Raw genomic sequence first — 18,543 nt, 5'->3', positions numbered from 1 at the left:
CAATTCCAATTATGGGAAATGGCGAGCTTTTTGTATCTCTAATAAAGTTAAATGAATGCGAAACAGCGGAGTTTAATAGTTCCTTAAAAAAAGAACAAATGCGCTATAAGTGCTGCAACGGGCAATGTGATGATGGTTCGTTGCAGGAAGATGATGAACAGTTCCCAAATGGATAGTGGAATTTTGGATTTTATTAAGAGAATACCGATCTCTGACATGTATATCAACTGAGTCAGTGACATGACAGCAATAACAAATCTAGTAAGCTCCGATTCTATTCCACTCCCGATAACCGCCGGCAAGAACATATCCGCGAATCCTACAATCATCGCAGGTGCAGCAGCCTGGGCTTCCGGAATTTGCAAGAGTTGCAGGAAAGGAATGAACGGATAAGATAAAATGTTGAATACTTCCGTGTATTCCGCCACAACCAAGGCAATTGTTCCAAGGGCCATTACGAGTGGAATGAGTGCCATCCAAATATCTACTACATTATAGATTCCTTTTTGGACAACCTGCTTTGCACTTTTTACCTTTCCAGCTTTTTCTACAGCTTGCTGAAGTCCCCATTTGAAACTCGACACACCGTTTGGAACTTTTTCATCAATTTGTTTACCAACTGCCTCATAATAGGTGTCCTTTTTACGGGAAAGCGGTGGTATTCTCGGACAGATGACCGCCGCAATGATTCCAGTGACGACTACTGTAAAGTAAAAAGGTACAAACATATGATCAATGCCGATGAACTTGGCTATGACAAGACTGAAGGCAATTGATGCAATTGAGAAGTTAGTGGCAACAACGGCTGCCTCTCTTTTCGTATAATAACCAGATTCATATTGTTGTGTCGTCAACAGTACCCCAACCGTCCCGCTTCCCATCCATGAAGCCATTGCATCAATGGATGAACGCCCCGGCAGTTTGAAGAGGGGGTGCATCACTTTTCTGACCAGCGTACCAATAAAGTCCATCAAACCAAACTCCAACAGAAGCGGCATGAACAGACTGGCAAAGAGAAACCAGACGGTTAGAACCGGAATAAGGTCGTAGAGCACAATGACTCCTGTGAATTCAGAAGTAATAACCTCAGGACCGAATTCAGTCAACGTCATAACAGCGAAAGTCGCACCTGAAATCCGCAGTGCAAGCCATAAACCTTCAACATTTAATAATGAATCCAGAAAACTATCTTTTTTAATGAAAGGTATCGGGATGACTTTTACTAGTAGACTACTTAACGCAGAGGCTACTAGAACGAATGTCATGAAGGTTGGGATTGCCCCGCCAAAATTAGTAAGTACCCAATCCGCCATGAAGCCAAGTCCTATGGTTACATTGCCATTGAAGGATAGCGGTATCAGGAAAAGAAGGATTCCGATTAGAGAAGGGATGGCAAATTTCAGTATTTGTGCTGGCGAGTATGATTTTGTGACTGTTTGTTTAGTGTAGGATGTTGTTTTAGCCGATTGTGTACTCATACGTCTTGTCCCCTTTAAAATAAAAGTAAATGATAGAATATAATATTAATAAAAATAACATTATGTGTATTTTTATACAACCCTCTATTTCATAGGCTCTTTTCTCAAAGATTGTTGCTATTCGCTTGTAAAAGTCGGCAATTGGACTTTTTACTGCTTTATCTACTTAAAAATTTGCAGGAAGCCTATTAAGATAGCCAGGAAAAGAGCACGACAGCAAGGATTATAACGGTTGAATGATAAATGCGTAGAAGCAACAAAGTTTAGGAAACAGCCATTTCATATTACCTTTGCCATCGGATTTCAACAGGTGGGAGAGAAGTTTGTAAAGCCAATCTATCAATATGACAACATGAATGCCTGCAGACTCTGGTACCACGATCATGTAATCGGCATTACAAGATTGAACATTTATGCCCTATTCCGGACTTTATGTTTGGCATTGTCATATGCTGGAGCATGAGGATTATGAAATGATACGGCCATATGTGGTGATAAGGTGATTTCATAGATAGGCGGAAATGTGGATGGGTAAAGTCAACAAACAATTGATAGGTGCATGGACACAGGCGATAGGTACGGTGGTTGCTGCCATTGGGAGTACGCCATCCGTGCAAATCGGTGAAAGTGGCAAAAGAGACCTGGGGTTGGTTGGTAATGTACTTCAAGCTACTGGAAATGGGTTAGAAGCGGATGCGCAAAGCGTTCTGACTTTTGGGAAACTCGGGAATGTCATACAAGCAACAGGTAATCTGACAGTCAGTACAGGTCTGGTATTTGATTTTCCAGGGGATGCGGGGGAGCGATTGGTAATAAGTGGTGACCTCATTCAAGCATTGGGGGCTTTAACTGCTCTGGGAAGTGCAAACAAATCATATATAGTTATTGGAAATATTCTTCAGGCGATAGGTAATTCCTTACAGGCAATTGGAGGAGTACGTGAGCTTAAGGAGGAATTTCAATCCGATCTCAGCAATGAGCTTCTTATCGGGATCGGCAGCTGGATTCAAGTCCTTGGTACCATCATATTGGCAATAGGGCTAACGATTGAATGGGTAAAATAATCCCCCATCCGGCGTATATTGATCCGGATGGGGGATGTTTGCGCTCGTGGAATTCTACTTACTTTTATACTCCAATGGATTCGGCTATATTTGTCTGCCTCAGATAGTCCGCCAGCAGTTGTGGTGCCGTCAAAAAGACAAGCCCATTTCCTTCCAGACTCTTTGGATAGCCCAGAGGAATGGTTCTCTTGATGAGCTGGGCATAAAGTTCAGGCTCTGAAAGTGTACGGCCAAATTCTTTTTCGGAAAGTTTCTTTATTAAGGCGAGCGCTCCGGCGACATGGGGAGCTGACATGGATGTACCACTGAAAACGGCATATCTTCCTCCAGGTATGGTGGAAATGATTTTTTCACCAGGTGCTACAAGATCTATTTCGTTATTCGAGTTAGTGAAATAAGAGGATTTGCGTTGAAGATTGATAGATCCGACAGAGATTACTTCCGTATAGGCGGCAGGATAGGAGAACTCTTCGGTATGTTGATTTCCGTCTCCCTCATTACCGGCAGCGCATACGACAAGAATGTTATATTGAATTGCTGATTTGATTGCTTCGTGAAGCTCCGGTACGTCGATAGGACCACCTAGTGACATAGAGATGACATCCACATTTTGTGTTGTGGCATAATTGATTGCGTTGATTATCCATTCATAGGCTCCTGACCCGTTCTTGCCTCCAAGCGCTTTTAGAATAAGGAGCTTTGCTTCCGGTGCTACGCCAATTACACCTGAGCCAGGATTTATCGCTGCAATAGTGCCTGCTACGTGAGTACCATGGCCATTATAATCTGTAAAGTTTTCTGCATCACCATTATCATCGTCCGTGAAATTTCTTCCCCCGATAACCCGTCCTTCAAGGTCAGGATGCTGGACATCGCAGCCGGTGTCAATTACGGCCACCACTATATCTTCCCCTTTGTATCCATCCTGCCAGAGGGCTGGCGCCTGAATGAGTTCAATACCTTCAGGAATCTGATGAGTTTCAAATAGCTGATTTTCCAGTTTGTAAGGGATTAAATGCACTAATTTTTCTCTTTGCATACAAAAACGCCTCCTAATCATTATTTTCAAACAGTGTGAAAAAGAAAGAAGGTGTTGCGTGTAGCAGGTTACTTTCTGAAGATTCTATCAATAAATCTACTATTTCACAAGTGCTTAACCTCCTAAACTTAAAGTAATACATAAAATACATTTTTGGAAATTTATTGAATAAGCTACCAAATGCGTGTGGATGAGTACAATGATACAGTGATTTGAGAAAAATAAGAAATAGGAGGTATGGATTTGGGTTTGTATTCAGAAAGAAGCAGTTCTAGATGCAATGTACCAGGGACAATAAATGTGACTTGTACCAGTTCCAGTACAAGTACGAATGACGGTGGTGGAACTGATGGAGGAGGAGTAGTTCCTGTTGCTGGTCCACAAGGTCCTCAAGGAGAAGCAGGTCCAGCAGGTCCACAAGGTGTGTCTGGTCCAGCTGGGCCGGCAGGAGCGCAGGGTGTAGCTGGACCAGCTGGACCAGAAGGACCAGCTGGCATACAGGGACCTACTGGGCCAGCCGGACCAGAAGGAGCAGTCGGACCAGAGGGGCCAGCCGGACCAGCTGGACCAGAAGGAGCAGTTGGACCAGCCGGACCAGAAGGAGCAGTCGGACCAGAGGGGCCAGCCGGACCAGAAGGAGCAGTTGGACCAGAGGGACCAGCCGGACCAGAAGGAGCAGTCGGACCAGAGGGACCAGCCGGACCAGAAGGAGCAATCGGACCAGAGGGGCCAGCCGGACCAGCCGGACCAGAGGGACCAGCCGGAGCTGATGGACAGAGCGCTATAATTCCCTACTCATCCGGTACACCAGTGGTACTGACAACACTTTTGGGCGACTTAATAAGTACAGGTGCCGCAATCGGGTTCGGAAGCTCATTCGAGGGTGTTAACATTGATGATGACACAATTAATGTATCAGGTGGCGGACCTATCCTTAACTTTGCATTCCCTCTACCTAGAGAAACAACTGTCACAGATATTAGTGCGTACTTCACCGTCACTGCAGAAGTTTCTCTAGCAACTCCAGTTTCAGTAATTGCATCGATTTTCAGTGCACCCCCAGGGGATACTCTATTTTCGGAAACGACCATTACCGTTACATTAGAGCCGGAATTAGATGGTGTAATTACTATAGGAGAGGTCTTAACTGGATCAAATACCGGCCTATCGGAAACCTTCCCACCAGGTACGCGGCTTTTAATGGTTTTTTACACAGAGTCAGACACAGCCTTGGCTTCTGTTGTTACTGGGTTTGCAAGTGCCAGTATTGCAATTAATTAATAGCTTCTAAGCATAGTTGATTTCTGACTATGCTTTTTGTTTGTTTAAGTAACTATGTACGGTCTTATCCTCAATAAGCCCCAAGTCCTATTACAAAATATGGCTCAGGCTCATTATACGAAACCCCAAGCGAAGGTAAGATAAAGACATAGAAGGGAGGAATAACAAATGAAAAAATTTGGTTTGTTTTTAGTAGGTGTCATTGCATTCTTTGTGTTGCTGGCGAATATTGGTCCACTGTTAGGCTTGGCGGTCAGCTTGGTAGTCACCTATTATGCAGTGAAGGAGTTTATGCGCACCGACTCAACTGGTACAAAGATATTGTGGGGATTCATCGCTTTCATTGCCATCGCATTTTCCATTGCCAATGTTCCTGCTGTACTAGCAGTAGTTGCGGCGTACATCTTATATGTCGTCTATAAAAACTGGAACAAGGCGAAAGAAAGCAATGACATTATCGAGGCAGGCGATCCATTCACCAACTTCGAAAGACAATGGAATTCTTTAAACAAATAACCTTTAAAGGAGAGGGATTTTAAAATGGCTAACTTATTTTCAAGAATCAAACAGACGATATCTGCAGACTTTCATGAGGTGTTGGATAAAAAGGAACAGAAAAATCCGATTGCCATGCTGAATCAGTATTTGCGTGATTGTGAGCGGGAAGTGGAGAAGGTCCGCACACTTGTGGAAAGACAGAACTTGCTGAAAGAAGAGTTTGTTAGGGAATACCACCAGGCAAGCAGTTTAGCTGACAAACGTAAATCCCAAGTTGCTATCGCTGAGAAAGCGGGAGAGGTGGAACTGTTGGAGTTTGCGAACCGCGAGCACCAACAATATGAAGAACGAGCACACAATCTGAAGCTTTCTTTAGAGAAGGTTTCCCAGGATCAATCAAGTCTGGAACTAAAATACGAGGAAATGAAACACCGTCTGAAGGATATGTATATTAAGCGGATGGAATTGATGGGAAGGGAAAATGTTGCCCGTGCCACTCACCGCATGAACCAGGTAGTGGATTCCAACAAAGGGGAGCACTCCTACACGAAATTCAATGAAATGGAAAGTTACTTAGATCGCTTAGAACACCAGGTCAATGCCGAATATCATCGCAATACGATCGATGCGCGCATTGCAGTGCTTGAAAAAGAATTTAACCAATCTGAAGAGAAAACTCATTCTCTTTCCCAGTGAAAACTGCTATTCTAAAAAGGCGTGCATGATACGCCTTTTTTGGCTGCATGCATATTACGACCATATAAAGGGAGGTGCAAGGCGCATGTTGAACAGAATGAAATCAGATTACCTTAGTTTCATCATCTTTATGGGAGCTTTCATATTCATCTTGGAGATCCTTTTTTTCAATACGGGCCTTGTGTTTTCCTTTCTCTTTTCCGGGTTTCTTATGTATATCGGGAAGCGGAAATGGCATTGGTTAGTGGGGAAAGTCCTTTTTGTTATTGGCTTGCTCTCCATTTTCTTTACTGTTTTCAATACTATGACTTTTAATTTTCTAATAGTAGCGACGGTATTGTATGTGTTATATCAATACATCCAGGCCAAAAAGAACCCGGTAATGGTGAAGCCGGAAATTGGGCCGGAACGACAGGAGTCCGTAATTAGACAACCACAAAAATGGTTCCAGAATAAATTGTTCGGACTTCAAAAAACACCAGAGCATTCTTATACTTGGGATGATGTCAATATTCAGTGTGGCATCAGCGACACAACAATTGATTTAAGCTACACTGTACTACCAAAAGGGGAAGCCACCATTTTTATTAGAAATGTGATAGGTAACATCCAGATTCTGATTCCTTATGAGGTGGAGCTGAATGTCCAGCATTCCGTTATGGTTGGTTCCACAACCATTCTGGAGCAAGAGGAGAAAAGCATCTTTAATCAGACGGTTCATTTCCATACAGAAAACTATAAAAAAACTACCCAGAAAGTGAAGATTGTCACCTCTGTCTTTGTCGGAAGTTTAGAGGTGAAAAGAGTATGAGTGTATTAATGCGCCAAGTTTTATTTGCAGCACTTATTTCGTTCACTAGCTTCCTTGTGCTGGCTGCTGTAACCTTTTTCTTTTTCCCAGTAATCAGTCTGGAAGCTTTATGGGTTGTCAGAGTGTTGGATCTTCCTTTTGTGTTATTTGTCACGATAGTAAGTTTAGGATTGGGAGTTATCTTCGGTTTATTTTCTGGGTTATTTTGGAAAAAGCAATTAGGCATGGTCTATGATGAATTAAAAGCAGTAGAACAAGGGAAGAGTTTACGGGAAGCAAAAGCTAGCAGTGTACAGGAGATATCTTCCATTGAACATGTAATCTGGAAGTTACAAAGTCAGATTCAGGAACAAACAAAGCTTTCCCAAAAAATCGCAAATGAAAAGGCGGAAGACCTAGAAAAACGCATTCAGGAAATTGTTTCACAGGAAAGAAACCGGCTTGCAAGGGAGCTTCATGATTCTGTCAGCCAGCAGCTTTTTGCCGCTTCCATGCTCATGTCCGCATTGACGGAAACGAGAGAGGGAAAGGATTTGAACGAAACTAAACAACTCCGTCTGGTAGAAGAGATGATTCACCAATCCCAATTGGAAATGAGAGCATTGCTACTACATTTACGTCCTGTTGCTTTAAAAGGAAAAACGTTGCAAGAAGGTGCCGAAGAACTGTTAGTAGAGCTTATGCAGAAGGTTCCGATGAGCATAACCTGGAAAATAGAGAGCTTTTCCATCGATAAAGGGGTGGAGGATCACCTGTTCAGGATTCTGCAGGAAACCCTGTCCAATACACTACGGCATTCCAAAGCAAACACGGTGGAAGTACTTCTTATTCAACGGGAGAACCTGATTATTCTCCGAGTGGTGGATGACGGAATCGGCTTTGATGTCGAACAGGCAAAGGCGGGATCATACGGGTTGCAAAATATGCATGAACGCGCCGTGGAACTTGGCGGTACATTGAAAATAGTCAGTGTGGAAAACGAAGGAACAAGACTTGAAGTAAAAGTTCCAAAACTAGATGTAGAGGAGGCTTGACCCATAATGATTAGAGTGTTGTTTGTAGATGATCATGAAATGGTGAGGATTGGTGTAACAGCTTATTTGACTGCTCAACCTGATATTGAAGTCATCGCTGAAGCGGACGATGGTTCCATTGCAGTAGATCTTGCTCTTGAGCATAGACCGGATATAATATTAATGGATCTAGTAATGAAGGAAATGGACGGAATTGAGGCTACAAGAAGAATTATTGAACAGTGGCCGGATGCGAAAATCATTATTGTCACAAGTTTTCTTGATGATGAAAAGGTCTATCCAGCTCTTGAAGCAGGAGCCACCAGCTATATGCTGAAAACCTCCAAAGCAAGTGAGATTGCCAATGCAGTCCGCTCCACCTATAAAGGACAATCTATCCTAGAGCCAGAAGTGGCGGGCAAAATGATGCAAAAAATGCGCAGAAAGACAGAAATCCTTCCTCATGAGGAGCTGACCAACAGGGAAATGGAAATTCTTCTGCTCATGACTCAGGGAAAATCAAACCAAGAAATTGCCGATGAACTGTTTATTGCTATCAAGACAGTTAAGGTTCATGTAAGCAATATCCTCGCAAAACTTCAAGTGCAGGACCGAACGCAGGCGGTCATCTACGCATTTAAACATTCATTAGTGAACTAATGGGTGTTTTTTGTTCCTTACAGAATTCTCCTTCACTAAGCTTTTTATGATACTATTTAAGGCAGATGTTAAAATACATCAAGGGAGGAACACCAATGAATAAACAACTCATCGTCTACTCAGCCCCTGGCTGCAGGGATTGTGAACTCGTAAAGGAATTCCTTAAAGAACATCAGGTAGCTTTTGAGGTCAGAGATCTCCTTGCAAACAGGGAATACCAACAGGAAGTGGAAAAATTCGGCTTCATGGGAATCCCGGTGACAGCTGTGGGAGACCAAGCGGTAAAAGGATTCAACCCGGGGGAACTAAATAGGCTGATTGATCTTGTGAAGTGAAGGTCGGGGCAAAAAGAGGATGAACGATATTGATAGAGCAAAGCAAGCCGGCATTTATTTATACGTATGCATATAGCAAGGAAGAGCGCTCCCTGTGCCATTTAGAGATGCGTTCTTTTTTTGACAAAGCAACAGATGATAACATTATCAAAAGTACAATAGAAATTGATCCGAGCAGAAGCCCTTTTATCCGTGAAAGAATTGAAGTGGTCCATGAAGGGGCAACATTGCAGGATATTTTGGATCAAGTGAAGGAAATAAAGATGGGGGACCAAACTTTCAAGGTTATTTTCTCAAAAATAAATGACCGTAACGCCCCCCATACGATTGAATATCAAGAGCGTCGAGAGATTGAACGTGCTGTAGGATGGGTTATTGAAGGCGAGGCTGATGTTCATCATCCCGATCATATTTTCGGCATGGCCACTGTCGGTGAACGCTGGTATTTCGGTCATTATTTGAAAAGTGAAGCGGTATGGCTTCAGCATACGAAAAAGCCCAGGGAATATTCAACAGCTTTAAGCACCCGTGTGGCAAGGGCTGTATCCAATATTGCCGTCCCGAATCCTCAGGGAATCAAATCCATAGATCCTTGCTGTGGGATAGGAACTGTTCTTGTTGAAGCGTTATCCATGGGTATTGATATGGATGGAAGAGACATAAACCCGTTGGTGGTAGACGGTTCAAGGGAAAATATTGAACATTTCGGTCTAACAGGAAATGTCACGCTCGGACCTATATCGGAAGTAACAGATAGCTATGATGTGGCAATTATTGATATGCCATACAATCTATATACTCATGCAACTCCGGAAGACCAATTATCCATATTGAAGCATGCACGCCGCTTTGCAAAGAAAGTGGTCGTTATCACCATTGAGACGATGGATAACATGGTGGAGGAAGCTGGATTCAGCATCATCGATCGCTGTGAGACACATAAGGGCTATTTTACAAGAGAAATATTGGTTTGTGAATAACGGGAAAAGAGACCGATTGCGTGGGGCAATCGGTCTCTTTTGCCTGTTTTGTAAACCATGTTATTGGCAATAAAGTATGACCGTTCCTTTTCGCTGCAGTAACTCGCTTTCCGCGGGGCGGTGCTTGAGCCTCCTCGGCAAGCCTGCGGGGTCTCAAGTCTACCGCTACCTCCCGCCGGAGTCGAGTGACTTCCGCTCCAATCCACTCATTTGTCTAAATCTTTCTATAAGTAATAAACTTTGCGAAAACAGCCTCTTCTACTTCAGTAACCTATTTTTGACCAATCAAAAAGTTCCCCGGGGTCGCTTTTACGGACAGGGGCGTATTCGTGGTGGCCGATGATGTGTTCCCTGTCATTCTTGATTCCGGGATTTCTGATTAATATATCTTCCAACAGCTTATTCAAAGCGATATACTGCTCCTCCGTGTATCCCATATCAAGCGGATCGATAGAGTCATAGACTTCTTCAGGTATTGTTGATAGCATTTCCTCTTTCGTTCCAATTGCCAGTAGTTCAATTCCAATCGAATAATCATTAAGTCGGGTACTGTACTCCTGATAGTTTAAAAGGTGTCCTTTTCCCGCATGAAAGGCTGCGCGTTCTTCCGGAACTAAAAGGTAGATATCGCCTTCTCTGTCTATCATATAATGAGCCGATACCTCGTACTCTTCAAAAAGTGCATAGACCTCCTCAATATTATAAGGGTCTTGTGGTGCACGGAGCGCATTATTTATAAAATGGAGCATAATGTGAGTAATCGGGGCCCCTCTCACTCTTGAATTCTTCTTTGGAAGAAGCCATTCTTGCATCTCCAAACTGGATGGTTCGGGAGGAACAACTAACATAGGTTCTATGATTGGGGTTGTTTTATCCAATTGTCTTTCCGTTTGAACAGTCGGTTCTGAACAACCGATTAATAAGAATAAAGAAATAAATAGATAGGTAGTTTTGATCATCTTTTCTCCTTTTTGTGCAAGCTTCTCTTATTGTAATTCTTTTTGGAGCGTAAAAATCCTTCTTTTCCGTTTAATTGCAAGGAGAGGGGGTATTCTAGAAAAATAGAACATATCAATAAAGGAGGAGTGTAAGATGCCTTATGATTCTCTAAAGGACCTGCCGGATGGAGTAAGGGATAACCTACCTAAACATGCCCAAGAAATCTACAAAGAAGCGTTTAACTCTGCCTCAGATCAGTATGATAAAGAGGAAACGGCACACAAGGTGGCATGGAGTGCGGTGAAGGAAAAATATAAGAAAAATGAAAATGATAACTGGGTAAAGAAATAGATCTGGAGAGATACCAGGTCTTTTTTTATGCCACGAAGTATAGTTCAAAATTTTCAAAATAGTTAAAATGTCACACGCACAACATGACAAAATACTACTTTAACAGGACTTATGTGGTATAGACATCTATACGTTTTATTCCATAAACTAGAATAGTAGATAAATGTAAGCCTTTTCAAAAAATACAAAGTGTGAAGGAGGAACTATGAAAAAGAAGACGGTTTCCATCGCGTTAACAGCTGTACTAACCACCTCGCTGCTAGGGGTACCATTAAGCAGCCCCATTTTAGCGGAAGGAGGAAAGAACAAGACAGAAATGAAAGAGTCCAAGATTGGTAGCTCATCAGTACATCCTGCTTTTACTTGGAATAATCCCGGACCTTCATCACCTGTGCTTCATCCTGGTTCTGCCAAGGGAGCTGGGATGTTACAGGCAACGCTGAATAAAATCGATCCGTTGATGGAAGAGATGATACAAGGTCGTGTCATGCCTGGGGCAGTGGCATTGGTGGCAAGAAGCGGACACATTGTCAAGCATGATGCATACGGAGATGCGTATCGCTATACCGATGACCAATTTACGGAATCAGATTCACCGGTTGCAATGGAGAAAAACACCATCTTTGACCTCGCATCCATCAGTAAGATTTTCACCACTACAGCTGCAATGATTTTGTATGAGCAGGGGTTATTTGAATTGGATGATCCTGTAGCTTCACACCTTCCTGAATTTGCAGCCAACGGAAAAGAGGATGTTACGATAGAACAACTTATGACACATACATCCGGATTTACCGCATGGGTTCCTTTATATTCACAGGGAGAAAGCAGAGAGGATAGATTGGCCATTGTCCTGAATCACCGATTGGCAAATGCTCCGGGAACGACCTATACATACAGTGATTTGAACATGATAACATTGGGCGTTCTTATTGAACGGTTATCCGGTCAACGTTTAGATGAATTTGTGAAAGAACACTTAACGGAACCACTCGGAATGAGTGAAACAATGTACAATCCGCCGGCTTCCTTGAAGCATCGTATTGCAGCGACGGAATACCAGCCTGCAATTGGACGAGGACTAGTCTGGGGGGAAGTACACGATGAAAACGCTTGGTCATTGGACGGTGTGGCTGGACATGCTGGAGTCTTTTCCACAGCTGAAGATCTTGCGAAGCTTGCACATATGTTCGTTAAGGATGGGCGCTATGGTGAGCAACAAATTTTACAACCGGAAACAATCAAACTTCTTTCGGAAAATAAAATTCCTGAATTTCCGGGCAATGATCATGGACTTGGCTGGGAGCTGAACCAGGGCTGGTTTATGGATGCCTTATCAAATGAAGGAGCACTTGGGCATACTGGTTACACAGGAACATCCATCGTAATCAATCAGGAAAATGATACGATCGCCATACTTCTAACAAACAGGGTTCATCCTTCAAGGACTACGGTAACCACCAATGTTGTAAGGCGACCTTTTGCAAGACTTGTGGCCGATTCCATCCCAGTGAAAATGGACCGTAAAGAAGAAGCCTGGTTCTCTGGATATGGCGATCAATTAAAACGAAGTCTTATTGCCGAAGTGAGTTTAAATGATGCCGCCACCCTATCCTTTGATACGTGGTACCACATAGAGAACCAATCGGATTACGGCCATATACAAGTATCAAAAGACGGCCAAACTTGGACAGACGTTCAATCCCTGACAGGAACCAAAGAGGAATGGACACAAAAAGAAGTGCATATTCCAGCTAATACAAAATACATCCAGTTTCTATATAAAACGGACGCTACCGTTAATGGTCGCGGCTGGTATGTGAAGGATCTTCAGCTGCTCTCGGAAAATGGGAAAAAGCTGCAAGCCGACTTCACTGGAGAAGGATGGGTACAGAGAAATCATTAATAAATAATGGAGGTTACACGAATGAAGAAGACCTTAAAAACTTTTGGTTTATCGGTTCTCGTCATGGCAATCATCATTTCTGGGATTCCCATGAAAACCGTAAAAGCTGAAAGTGAAATGAAAGATCTGATTCTATATCAAAATGCTCCTCAAGTGGAGTTGAATAATGTTGGTGAAGAGTTCCAATTAAGGGCGCTGAAAGTGTTTGAGGAAGGTCACTACCTGTTTACAAAAGAGAACTTAAGTTGGGATTCATCCAATAAAAACGTCGCCCAAGTTGATGGGGATGGAAATGTAACACTTACGGGAAAGAGAGGGAGAACTTTCATAACAGTGACGGATGGAACTTATTCCGACCGAATTGCTGTTGACTTCAAAGTATCTCCTAAAGATAAAGGAAAGAAAGAACCTAAGGCTGCTCTTGTAAAACAAACTGGAGAGCGTTATGACCTGGTAGGACACGCCATAAGTAAAATGACCCTTGAAGAGAAAATCGGTCAGATGCTTATGCCGGACTTCAGAAATTGGAACGGCCAGAATGTGACGGAAATGCTTCCGGAAATTGAGCAACTCGTAAAAGACTATCATCTTGGCGGAGTAATTCTTTTCCGTGAAAATGTCGTTACAACCGAACAAACGACAAGACTTGTTGCAGACTACCAGGAAGCGGCAGAAAAATATGGCCTTCTGATGACGATCGATCAGGAAGGTGGAATCGTTACTAGACTTCAATCTGGTACAGATATGCCAGGGAACATGGCCCTTGGAGCAACAAGGTCCCCGGAAATCGCCCATAATGTCGGGAAAGCAATCGGGGAGGAGCTTCACTCTCTTGGAATCAACATGAACTTTGCACCGGTTATGGATGTTAATAATAATCCGGACAACCCGGTAATCGGGGTTCGCTCCTTTGGAGAAGACCCTGAATTAGTAGCACAAATGGGTGTTGCCTATACAGAAGGTCTTCAATCCACAGGTGTGGCAGCAACAGCGAAACACTTCCCAGGACATGGGGACACAGCGGTAGACTCTCATCTTGGTCTTCCTGAAGTCCCTCATGACAAAGAACGCCTAATGGAAGTGGAACTGTATCCGTTCCAAAAAGGAATGGAGGCTGGTATTGATGCCATCATGACGGCTCATGTTACCTTCCCGAAAATTGATGGATCAAAAGCCATTTCCAGAAAAACCGGGGAAGAGATTGCGATTCCTGCTACTCTCTCTCATACCGTGTTGACGGAATTGATGAGAAATGAAATGGGCTATGAAGGAATCATCACGACAGATGCGATGAACATGGCTGCCATTGCCGATCACTTCGGGCCTGTGGATGCTGCTGTCAAAGCAGTTCAAGCGGGAACCGATATCGTTCTTATGCCGGTAGGACTAAGTGAAGTAAGACAGGGACTTTTACAGGCTGTTGATAATGGGGACCTGACAGTGGAAAGAATTGAAGCATCTGTGGAGAGGCTCCTATCATTGAAAATTAAGCGTGGAGTAATCAAAGAGGAAACACCAATGCCGATTGAAGAAAAAATCGCGAACGCTCAAGCTGTTGTAGGTTCTGCTGAACACAAGCAAGTGGAAAGAGAAGCGGCAGAACGCTCCATCACACTTGTGAAGAACGACCAGACACTTCCGCTGAATCCAAGCGCGGAAGAAAACATAGTGGTCGTAGGGAGAACGAACCTTTCTGAGTTAAGCCAAGCTGTCAGGCAGCAACATGAAAATACTACAGTAGTGGAGGTGGCAGCAAACTTCCGTTTAACAGATGCGCAGCTTGAGCAGGTGCGAAATGCAACGGCCGTCATTGTGGGAACCAGTACGTTTAATGTGTCTGGAAGATCTCCGCAAAATGCCCAAATGCAACTTGTTCAAACGTTGACGGTTGAAACGGAAGCACCGGTCATCGCGGTGGGAATCCGGAATCCGTATGACATCATGGCCTACAATGAAGTGGATGTATACCTAGCCCAATACGGTTTCAGACCGGCGAGTTTTGCCGCAACTGCAGCAACAATCTTTGGTGAGAATGTACCAGGAGGCCAGCTTCCGGTTACGATTCCTGGGTTTGATGGCGGTGTATTATACGAGTATGGGCATGGGTTGACTTATTAAGTGTATGCTCTGTTAAAGAATATCTTATATTTCGGTAGATTCCACAGCTGTTGATTGAAGCATTGGGCGAAGACTCCACAGGCATAGCGAGGCCACTGAAAAACTGAGAAACATATAGTATTTAATGGTCCCTAGCTGATGATTGGAGCAAATGGCGTAGACTCCAGCGGGGGAGTAGCGACAATCTTGAGACCCCGCAGCGTAGCGAGGAGGCTCAAGGTCGCCCCGCGGAAAGCGAAGCCATTTGCGGAGATCAACAGCGGTGTTTAACCAAATCCTAGAATTAAGTACTTTTTCAGTGGCACAGGCATAGCGAGGAGGCTCCGCAAGCGCCCCGTGGAAAGCGAAGCCCGGTGCGGAAATCAACAGCGGTGTTTAACAAGACCTAAGATTAAAAAGCGGGAGGGGAAAAAGATTGAAAAAATGGTTGATAACTTTATTAACAGCGGTTTTGGTTCTATCTTCGTTGTCCGCGGTTTTTGCAGACAATGGAAACGGCAAAAGCAATGGCAAAGGTAAAGGAAAGGGGAAGAAGTTCGAGCTTGGTGTGGAAGTTCTGTTAAATGAAGAAAAGCATCTGATTGAAGGGAAACGTGTGGGGCTAATTACAAACCCTACAGGAGTCGATCAGGAGCTGAACAGTATTGTAGACACGTTGCATAATGATCCTGATACTGAGTTGACAGCCCTTTATGGACCTGAGCATGGGGTGCGTGGAGATGCCCAAGCAGGTCAATATGTTGACTTCTATATCGATGAAAAAACAGGTCTTCCGGTGTACAGCCTATACGGACCGACAAGAAAGCCGACTCCGGAAATGCTGGAGGATATCGACGTATTACTTTTTGACATTCAAGATGTCGGAACCCGTTTCTACACGTATATCTACACAATGGCATATGCGATGGAAGCTGCACAGGAAAACGACATTCCTTTCGTAGTATTGGATAGACCGAATCCATTAAGTGGATTAAAAGTAGAGGGACCAGTGCTTGATATGAAGTATGCTTCCTTTGTAGGGAACTATGCCATTCCATTAAGACACGGAATGACAGTAGGGGAACTGGCAAAATTGTTCAATGAAGAATTCGGAATTGGTGCAGACTTAACGGTTGTAGAAATGAATGGTTGGAAACGAAACATGTATTACGATGATACGCCACCTGAGTTTGTAATGCCATCGCCAAACATGCCAACCTTAGATACTGCACTGGTATATCCTGGAGGTGCACTTATCGAAGGGACGAACGTATCTGAGGGACGTGGTACTACTAAGCCATTTGAACTGATTGGTGCGCCGTTCATGAATGCGGATGATGTGGCGAGTACGTTAAATGACTTAGAGTTGGAAGGAGTGACCTTCAGAGCAGCCTCCTTCACACCAACATTTTCAAAACATGCAGGAAGCCTGTCACACGGGATTCAAATTCATATAACGGATAGAGACGACTTCAAACCGGTGGAAACAGGATTGCACATCGTCAAAACTATCCATGACATGTATCCAGAAGATTTCGCATTCCGTGCAGAAAACAGTGCCGGTATCTCTTTCTTCGACAACCTGATCGGGAACAGTTGGATCCGTAAAGGAATCGAAGAAGGAAGGTCCGTAGAAGACTTAGTCTCCCAATGGCAGGGTGAATTGAGTGAGTTCAATAAAGTTCGCAAACAATACCTAATCTACAAATAATAGAAGCAGGGAACTTGAGGTGGAAAAGCCTCGAGTTCTTTTCCCTTAATATGAAAAATCAACAGCGATGTTCAACAAAACCAAAAAATAGATAACTAGACCACTAGGCATGTACTAATGTCGTAAGCGATTACATATTCTTTATTAAATCAGAAGAAAAGAGGTGCTTATTCATGTTTGGTTTTTTACAAAAAATAGGTAAATCACTAATGCTTCCTATCGCGATTATGCCTGCAGCTGCCTTGCTCCTACGTTTAGGACAAGAGGACTTATTAAATATTCCTTTTATCTCTGCAGCAGGAAATGCTGTATTTGGAAATCTTGCATTATTATTTGCCATCGGAGTCGCAATCGGGTTCTCAAAGGATGGTAGTGGAGCGGCGGCACTCGCTGGAGCAGTAGGTTATTTCGTACTGACCAATGGTGCCGCTGCCATAAATGAATCTATTAATATGGGAGTGCTAGGTGGAATCATCTCGGGAATAATAGCAGGTCTTCTCTATAATAAATACTATAATATCAAACTCCCGGACTGGCTTGGGTTCTTTGGTGGCAGACGATTTGTACCAATCATCACCTCTCTCGTCATGCTGCTCCTTGCCTTTTTATTCGGTTATCTATGGCCACCTGTTCAGTTATTCATCGATAGTATCGGAGAATGGATTATTGGTGCAGGTGCAACGGGAGTGGGGATTTTCGGATTCTTGAACCGATTGTTGATTCCATTAGGACTTCATCACATCCTTAATACTATCGTCTGGTTTGAATTCGGGGAATTTACCAATGCAGCCGGAGAGGTAATAAAAGGGGATCTTTGGCGATTCCTTGCCGGTGACTCGTCTGCAGGCATTTTTATGGCCGGATTCTTCCTTATCATGATGTTCGGTCTTCCAGGGGCAGCCCTTGCAATGATTGCAGCAGCCAAAAAAGAACGAAGAAAAGCGATGACTGGAGCCCTGATCGGCTTGGCATTTACTTCCTTCTTAACAGGGATTACCGAGCCAATCGAGTTTTCGTTCATGTTCTTATCTCCAATTCTCTACCTGATACATGCATTCCTGACAGGTACAGCGATGTCAGTAGCCTATCTGCTTGATATCCACCATGGATTTGGTTTCTCGGCAGGGGCCATAGATTATCTGTTAAACTTCGGAATTGCCCAAAAGCCTATCCTTCTTGCAGGTGTGGGTCTATTGTACGGAGGGCTGTACTTTGTCATCTTCTATTTCCTGATCAAAAAGCTCGACTTGAAAACGCCGGGACGTGAAGATGAAGTGGCAGGAGAATTTACACAAAGTGCTACAAAAGGGAACTACGCGGAACTTGCTGATGGTTATCTGGCAGCACTGGGTGGAAAAGAAAATGTCTTAGAAATCGATAATTGTGTTACCAGACTCCGCCTGAAAGTAAATGATTCCTCATCAGTTGATGAAGCAAAGCTAAAGGAACTTGGAGCGAAAGGAATCGTCAAACTGAGCAAAACAAACATGCAGGTCATCGTTGGAACGGATGTAGAGTTCCTGGCTGATGAGCTGAGGAAGAAATAAGCAAAGCAATTGTGCCTAAACGAGTTACTCTCTTTCATGAGGACTTGTTTGGGCATTTTTAGTTGCTTCATGAATTTTTTTATATACATAGCATTTTTCTGTTAATATAGTAGCAATGAAAACTGCGGGAGGATTCA

18 protein-coding genes are annotated in these 18,543 nt (G+C 43.5%); 15 read left to right on the top strand and 3 right to left on the bottom strand.

Annotation, left to right across the window (positions count from 1 at the left end; all coding sequences use genetic code 11):
• Positions 1-83: 83 nt before the first annotated feature.
• The gene (locus AB685_RS06680; protein WP_082153540.1) at positions 84-1,478 is read right to left on the bottom strand and encodes a YjiH family protein; all 1,395 of its coding nucleotides are present in this window, start codon (positions 1,476-1,478) and stop codon (positions 84-86) included.
• Positions 1,479-1,710: 232 nt separating this feature from the next.
• On the opposite strand from AB685_RS06680, the gene AB685_RS32045 reads away from it, so the two are divergent.
• Together AB685_RS32045 and AB685_RS06670 are read left to right on the top strand one after the other, a co-directional pair.
• On the top strand, positions 1,711-1,941 hold the full coding sequence (locus tag AB685_RS32045) for a hypothetical protein (RefSeq protein WP_047969823.1): 231 nt from the start codon (positions 1,711-1,713) through the stop codon (positions 1,939-1,941).
• A gap of 64 nt (positions 1,942-2,005) precedes the next feature.
• Positions 2,006-2,542, top strand: coding sequence for a hypothetical protein (locus AB685_RS06670; protein WP_047969822.1), 537 nt, complete (start codon positions 2,006-2,008; stop codon positions 2,540-2,542).
• Positions 2,543-2,606: 64 nt separating this feature from the next.
• Here AB685_RS06670 and AB685_RS06665 read toward each other — a convergent pair whose 3' ends face one another.
• A complete protein-coding gene (locus AB685_RS06665) occupies positions 2,607-3,581 on the bottom strand; it encodes a S8 family peptidase (protein ID WP_047969821.1) in 975 nt (324 codons plus the stop codon).
• Positions 3,582-3,824: 243 nt separating this feature from the next.
• Between AB685_RS06665 and AB685_RS06660 the strand changes: the two genes are divergently transcribed.
• The 8 genes from AB685_RS06660 to AB685_RS06625 all read left to right on the top strand — a co-directional run bounded on the left by AB685_RS06660 (position 3,825) and on the right by AB685_RS06625 (position 9,855).
• Entirely contained in the window at positions 3,825-4,862 is a 1,038-nt protein-coding gene (locus AB685_RS06660; RefSeq protein WP_053073743.1) for an exosporium glycoprotein BclB-related protein, read from the top strand.
• 168 nt (positions 4,863-5,030) lie between these two features.
• Complete coding sequence (locus tag AB685_RS06655) at positions 5,031-5,378, top strand: hypothetical protein (protein WP_047969820.1); 348 nt, start codon at positions 5,031-5,033, stop codon at positions 5,376-5,378.
• A gap of 24 nt (positions 5,379-5,402) precedes the next feature.
• A complete protein-coding gene (locus AB685_RS06650; RefSeq protein WP_047969819.1) occupies positions 5,403-6,056 on the top strand; it encodes a PspA/IM30 family protein in 654 nt (217 codons plus the stop codon).
• Positions 6,057-6,141: 85 nt separating this feature from the next.
• Complete coding sequence (gene liaF / locus AB685_RS06645) at positions 6,142-6,867, top strand: cell wall-active antibiotics response protein LiaF (RefSeq protein WP_053073742.1); 726 nt, start codon at positions 6,142-6,144, stop codon at positions 6,865-6,867.
• On the top strand, positions 6,864-7,901 hold the full coding sequence (locus tag AB685_RS06640; protein WP_047969817.1) for a sensor histidine kinase: 1,038 nt from the start codon (positions 6,864-6,866) through the stop codon (positions 7,899-7,901). Before liaF ends, AB685_RS06640 begins: the two co-directional genes overlap by 4 nt.
• A gap of 6 nt (positions 7,902-7,907) precedes the next feature.
• The gene (locus tag AB685_RS06635) at positions 7,908-8,540 is read left to right on the top strand and encodes a response regulator transcription factor (RefSeq protein ID WP_047969816.1); all 633 of its coding nucleotides are present in this window, start codon (positions 7,908-7,910) and stop codon (positions 8,538-8,540) included.
• A gap of 95 nt (positions 8,541-8,635) precedes the next feature.
• Complete coding sequence (locus tag AB685_RS06630; RefSeq protein ID WP_047969815.1) at positions 8,636-8,875, top strand: glutaredoxin family protein; 240 nt, start codon at positions 8,636-8,638, stop codon at positions 8,873-8,875.
• Between the two features lie 29 nt (positions 8,876-8,904).
• Positions 8,905-9,855: an RNA methyltransferase gene (locus AB685_RS06625; protein ID WP_047969814.1), complete on the top strand. Its 951-nt coding sequence runs from the start codon at positions 8,905-8,907 to the stop codon at positions 9,853-9,855.
• A 263-nt stretch (positions 9,856-10,118) separates the two neighbouring features.
• Here AB685_RS06625 and AB685_RS06620 read toward each other — a convergent pair whose 3' ends face one another.
• Entirely contained in the window at positions 10,119-10,814 is a 696-nt protein-coding gene (locus AB685_RS06620; protein WP_047969813.1) for an N-acetylmuramoyl-L-alanine amidase, read from the bottom strand.
• A gap of 133 nt (positions 10,815-10,947) precedes the next feature.
• Between AB685_RS06620 and AB685_RS06615 the strand changes: the two genes are divergently transcribed.
• The 5 genes from AB685_RS06615 (at position 10,948) to nagE (ending at position 18,406) form a co-directional block, all read left to right on the top strand.
• Positions 10,948-11,145 (top strand): ChaB family protein, encoded by a 198-nt coding sequence (locus AB685_RS06615; RefSeq protein ID WP_047969812.1) that lies wholly within the window; start codon positions 10,948-10,950, stop codon positions 11,143-11,145.
• A 205-nt stretch (positions 11,146-11,350) separates the two neighbouring features.
• Entirely contained in the window at positions 11,351-13,051 is a 1,701-nt protein-coding gene (locus tag AB685_RS06610) for a serine hydrolase domain-containing protein (RefSeq protein ID WP_047969811.1), read from the top strand.
• A gap of 21 nt (positions 13,052-13,072) precedes the next feature.
• A complete protein-coding gene (locus AB685_RS06605; protein ID WP_047969810.1) occupies positions 13,073-15,169 on the top strand; it encodes a glycoside hydrolase family 3 protein in 2,097 nt (698 codons plus the stop codon).
• A 415-nt stretch (positions 15,170-15,584) separates the two neighbouring features.
• Positions 15,585-16,859 (top strand): DUF1343 domain-containing protein, encoded by a 1,275-nt coding sequence (locus AB685_RS06600; RefSeq protein WP_047969809.1) that lies wholly within the window; start codon positions 15,585-15,587, stop codon positions 16,857-16,859.
• 173 nt (positions 16,860-17,032) lie between these two features.
• Complete coding sequence (gene nagE, locus AB685_RS06595) at positions 17,033-18,406, top strand: N-acetylglucosamine-specific PTS transporter subunit IIBC (RefSeq protein ID WP_047969808.1); 1,374 nt, start codon at positions 17,033-17,035, stop codon at positions 18,404-18,406.
• Positions 18,407-18,543 lie beyond the last annotated feature (137 nt).

The sequence above is a fragment of the Bacillus sp. LL01 genome, from assembly GCF_001037965.1.
This window is presented reverse-complemented; position numbering and strand designations above follow the sequence as displayed.